The sequence below is a fragment of the Streptomyces prasinopilosus genome (assembly GCF_001419695.1).
Lineage (GTDB): Bacteria > Actinomycetota > Actinomycetes > Streptomycetales > Streptomycetaceae > Streptomyces > Streptomyces prasinopilosus.
Window position 1 is genome coordinate 1 of sequence record NZ_LIRG01000283.1, and the last position, 5,169, is coordinate 5,169.

Consider the following 5,169-nt stretch of genomic DNA (forward strand, 5'->3'; position numbering starts at 1 on the left):
ACACTATGAAACATCAACCGCACCATGCAGAACACATGGGGTTGTTCGTGGTTTCAGAACCAACACAGTGGACGCGAGCAACTGAGGACAAGCCCTCGGCCTATTAGTACCGGTCAACTCCACACGTTACCGTGCTTCCATATCCGGCCTATCAACCCAGTCGTCTACTGGGAGCCTTACCCCATCAAGTGGGTGGGAGCCCTCATCTCGAAGCAGGCTTCCCGCTTAGATGCTTTCAGCGGTTATCCCTCCCGAACGTAGCCAACCAGCCATGCCCTTGGCAGGACAACTGGCACACCAGAGGTTCGTCCGTCCCGGTCCTCTCGTACTAGGGACAGCCCTTCTCAAGACTCCTACGCGCACAGCGGATAGGGACCGAACTGTCTCACGACGTTCTAAACCCAGCTCGCGTACCGCTTTAATGGGCGAACAGCCCAACCCTTGGGACCGACTCCAGCCCCAGGATGCGACGAGCCGACATCGAGGTGCCAAACCATCCCGTCGATATGGACTCTTGGGGAAGATCAGCCTGTTATCCCCGGGGTACCTTTTATCCGTTGAGCGACGGCGCTTCCACAAGCCACCGCCGGATCACTAGTCCCGACTTTCGTCCCTGCTCGACCCGTCGGTCTCACAGTCAAGCTCCCTTGTGCACTTACACTCAACACCTGATTACCAACCAGGCTGAGGGAACCTTTGGGCGCCTCCGTTACTCTTTAGGAGGCAACCGCCCCAGTTAAACTACCCATCAGACACTGTCCCTGATCCGGATCACGGACCCAGGTTAGACATCCAGCACGACCAGACTGGTATTTCAACGACGACTCCACCACCACTGGCGTGGCGGCTTCACAGTCTCCCAGCTATCCTACACAAGCCGAACCGAACACCAATATCAAACTGTAGTAAAGGTCCCGGGGTCTTTCCGTCCTGCTGCGCGAAACGAGCATCTTTACTCGTAGTGCAATTTCACCGGGCCTATGGTTGAGACAGTCGAGAAGTCGTTACGCCATTCGTGCAGGTCGGAACTTACCCGACAAGGAATTTCGCTACCTTAGGATGGTTATAGTTACCACCGCCGTTTACTGGCGCTTAAGTTCTCAGCTTCGCCACCCCGAAGGATGACTGACCGGTCCCCTTAACGTTCCAGCACCGGGCAGGCGTCAGTCCGTATACATCGCCTTACGGCTTCGCACGGACCTGTGTTTTTAGTAAACAGTCGCTTCTCGCTGGTCTCTGCGGCCACACCCAGCTCAGAGTGCAAGACTCATCACCGGACATGGCCCCCCTTCTCCCGAAGTTACGGGGGCATTTTGCCGAGTTCCTTAACCATAGTTCACCCGAACGCCTCGGTATTCTCTACCTGACCACCTGAGTCGGTTTAGGGTACGGGCCGCCATGAAACTCGCTAGAGGCTTTTCTCGACAGCATAGGATCATCCACTTCACCGCAATCGGCTCGGCATCGGGTCTCAGACTGTGTGCCAGACGGATTTACCTGCCTGACGTCCTACACCCTTACCCCGGGACAACCACCGCCCGGGCTGGACTACCTTCCTGCGTCACCCCATCACTCACCTACTGACCGCTTGGGCCGGCGGCTCCACCACTTTCCTTCCCCCGAAGGGTCCGGAACGGCTTCACGGCCTTAGCATCACGATGCTCGGTGTTTGACGCTTCACAGCGGGTACCGGAATATCAACCGGTTATCCATCGACTACGCCTGTCGGCCTCGCCTTAGGTCCCGACTTACCCTGGGCAGATCAGCTTGACCCAGGAACCCTTAGTCAATCGGCGCACACGTTTCTCACGTGTGTATCGCTACTCATGCCTGCATTCTCACTCGTCAACCGTCCACCACTGCCTTCCGGCGCGGCTTCACCCGGCAGACGACGCTCCCCTACCCATCACAGTCCCCGTTGGGGGTATGTACTGCAATGACACGACTTCGGCGGTACGCTTGAGCCCCGCTACATTGTCGGCGCGGAATCACTAGACCAGTGAGCTATTACGCACTCTTTCAAGGGTGGCTGCTTCTAAGCCAACCTCCTGGTTGTCTGTGCGACTCCACATCCTTTCCCACTTAGCGTACGCTTGGGGGCCTTAGTCGATGCTCTGGGCTGTTTCCCTCTCGACCATGGAGCTTATCCCCCACAGTCTCACTGCCGCGTTCTCACTTACCGGCATTCGGAGTTTGGCTAAGGTCAGTAACCCGGTAGGGCCCATCGCCTATCCAGTGCTCTACCTCCGGCAAGAAACACGCGACGCTGCACCTAAATGCATTTCGGGGAGAACCAGCTATCACGGAGTTTGATTGGCCTTTCACCCCTAACCACAGGTCATCCCCCAGGTTTTCAACCCTGGTGGGTTCGGTCCTCCACGAAGTCTTACCTCCGCTTCAACCTGCCCATGGCTAGATCACTCCGCTTCGGGTCTTGGGCATGCTACTGGATCGCCCTGTTCGGACTCGCTTTCGCTACGGCTTCCCCACCCGGGTTAACCTCGCAACACACCGCAAACTCGCAGGCTCATTCTTCAAAAGGCACGCAGTCACGAGACGTCAGCAAGCCGACGTCCGACGCTCCCACGGCTTGTAGGCACACGGTTTCAGGTACTATTTCACTCCCCTCCCGGGGTACTTTTCACCATTCCCTCACGGTACTATCCGCTATCGGTCACCAGGGAATATTTAGGCTTGGCGGGTGGTCCCGCCGGATTCACACGGGATTTCTCGGGCCCCGTGCTACTTGGGTGTCTCTCCAACGAGCCGCTGACGTTTCGGCTACGGGGGTCTTACCCTCTGCGCCGGACCTTTCGCATGTCCTTCGCCTACGTCAACGGTTTCTGACTCGTCCCACGGCCGGCAGACCGTGGAAGAGAGATCCCACAACCCCGCATGCGCAACCCCTGCCGGGTCTCGCACGCATGCGGTTTGGCCTCATCCGGTTTCGCTCGCCACTACTCCCGGAATCACGGTTGTTTTCTCTTCCTGCGGGTACTGAGATGTTTCACTTCCCCGCGTTCCCTCCGCTTGCCCTATGTGTTCAGGCAAGGGTGACAGCCCATGACGACTGCCGGGTTTCCCCATTCGGACACCCCCGGATCAAAGCCTGGTTGACGGCTCCCCGGGGACTATCGTGGCCTCCCACGTCCTTCATCGGTTCCTGGTGCCAAGGCATCCACCGTGCGCCCTTAAAAACTTGGCCACAGATGCTCGCGTCCACTGTGCAGTTCTCAAACAACGACCAACCACCCGTCACACACCGCGGATGCGGTGCTGTACCGGGGTCGGCATCGGAGGGGGTTCATTCCCTCAGACACCCAACAGCGTGCCCGGCCGGCGCCCGTCCGGAGATCCTGCTTTCCACGCCCTGAAAGGGCAGTACTGGCAGGTCCCCGGCCCGAAACGGCCGGCCGAATAATCAACGTTCCACCCATGAGCTACCAGCACCGGACGTGCGCCGGTGTACTGGCCCCTGACCGGCCCGAGGACCGGCGAGAAGTGCTCCTTAGAAAGGAGGTGATCCAGCCGCACCTTCCGGTACGGCTACCTTGTTACGACTTCGTCCCAATCGCCAGTCCCACCTTCGACGGCTCCCTCCCCGCAAGGGGGTTGGGCCACCGGCTTCGGGTGTTACCGACTTTCGTGACGTGACGGGCGGTGTGTACAAGGCCCGGGAACGTATTCACCGCAGCAGTGCTGATCTGCGATTACTAGCAACTCCGACTTCATGGGGTCGAGTTGCAGACCCCAATCCGAACTGAGACCGGCTTTTTGAGATTCGCTCCACCTCGCGGTATCGCAGCTCATTGTACCGGCCATTGTAGCACGTGTGCAGCCCAAGACATAAGGGGCATGATGACTTGACGTCGTCCCCACCTTCCTCCGAGTTGACCCCGGCGGTCTCCCGTGAGTCCCCAACACCCCGAAGGGCTTGCTGGCAACACGGGACAAGGGTTGCGCTCGTTGCGGGACTTAACCCAACATCTCACGACACGAGCTGACGACAGCCATGCACCACCTGTACACCGACCACAAGGGGGCGCCTGTCTCCAGACGTTTCCGGTGTATGTCAAGCCTTGGTAAGGTTCTTCGCGTTGCGTCGAATTAAGCCACATGCTCCGCTGCTTGTGCGGGCCCCCGTCAATTCCTTTGAGTTTTAGCCTTGCGGCCGTACTCCCCAGGCGGGGCACTTAATGCGTTAGCTGCGGCACCGACGACGTGGAATGTCGCCAACACCTAGTGCCCACCGTTTACGGCGTGGACTACCAGGGTATCTAATCCTGTTCGCTCCCCACGCTTTCGCTCCTCAGCGTCAGTAATGGCCCAGAGATCCGCCTTCGCCACCGGTGTTCCTCCTGATATCTGCGCATTTCACCGCTACACCAGGAATTCCGATCTCCCCTACCACACTCTAGCCTGCCCGTATCGACTGCAGACCCGGGGTTAAGCCCCGGGCTTTCACAACCGACGCGACAGGCCGCCTACGAGCTCTTTACGCCCAATAATTCCGGACAACGCTCGCGCCCTACGTATTACCGCGGCTGCTGGCACGTAGTTAGCCGGCGCTTCTTCTGCAGGTACCGTCACTTGCGCTTCTTCCCTGCTGAAAGAGGTTTACAACCCGAAGGCCGTCGTCCCTCACGCGGCGTCGCTGCATCAGGCTTGCGCCCATTGTGCAATATTCCCCACTGCTGCCTCCCGTAGGAGTCTGGGCCGTGTCTCAGTCCCAGTGTGGCCGGTCGCCCTCTCAGGCCGGCTACCCGTCGTCGCCTTGGTGAGCCGTTACCTCACCAACCAGCTGATAGGCCGCGGGCTCATCCCTCACCGCCGGAGCTTTCAACCCCCGCCCATGCGGGCGGGGGTGTTATCCGGTATTAGACCCCGTTTCCAGGGCTTGTCCCGAAGTGAGGGGCAGATTGCCCACGTGTTACTCACCCGTTCGCCACTAATCCCCACCGAGGTGGTTCATCGTTCGACTTGCATGTGTTAAGCACGCCGCCAGCGTTCGTCCTGAGCCAGGATCAAACTCTCCGTGAATGTTTACCGGTGATCCGGTGACACATGCACGAGAGCGGCACGCCGGGCGGAATGGGCCCGGTCGTGTCCAGCGTCCTCGCTGTGTTTACTGCAAAGGAACCTCAACGATCCGGACCGGACGGTCCGTGT

At 59.1% G+C, this 5,169-nt stretch carries 2 rRNA genes; both read right to left on the reverse strand.

Annotated elements, in window-relative coordinates:
- Positions 1-83: 83 nt before the first annotated feature.
- Positions 84-3,205 (reverse strand): 23S ribosomal RNA (locus AOK18_RS13145).
- 307 nt (positions 3,206-3,512) lie between these two features.
- Positions 3,513-5,040 (reverse strand): 16S ribosomal RNA (locus AOK18_RS13150).
- Together the 16S and 23S rRNA genes form the textbook arrangement of a ribosomal RNA operon.
- Positions 5,041-5,169 lie beyond the last annotated feature (129 nt).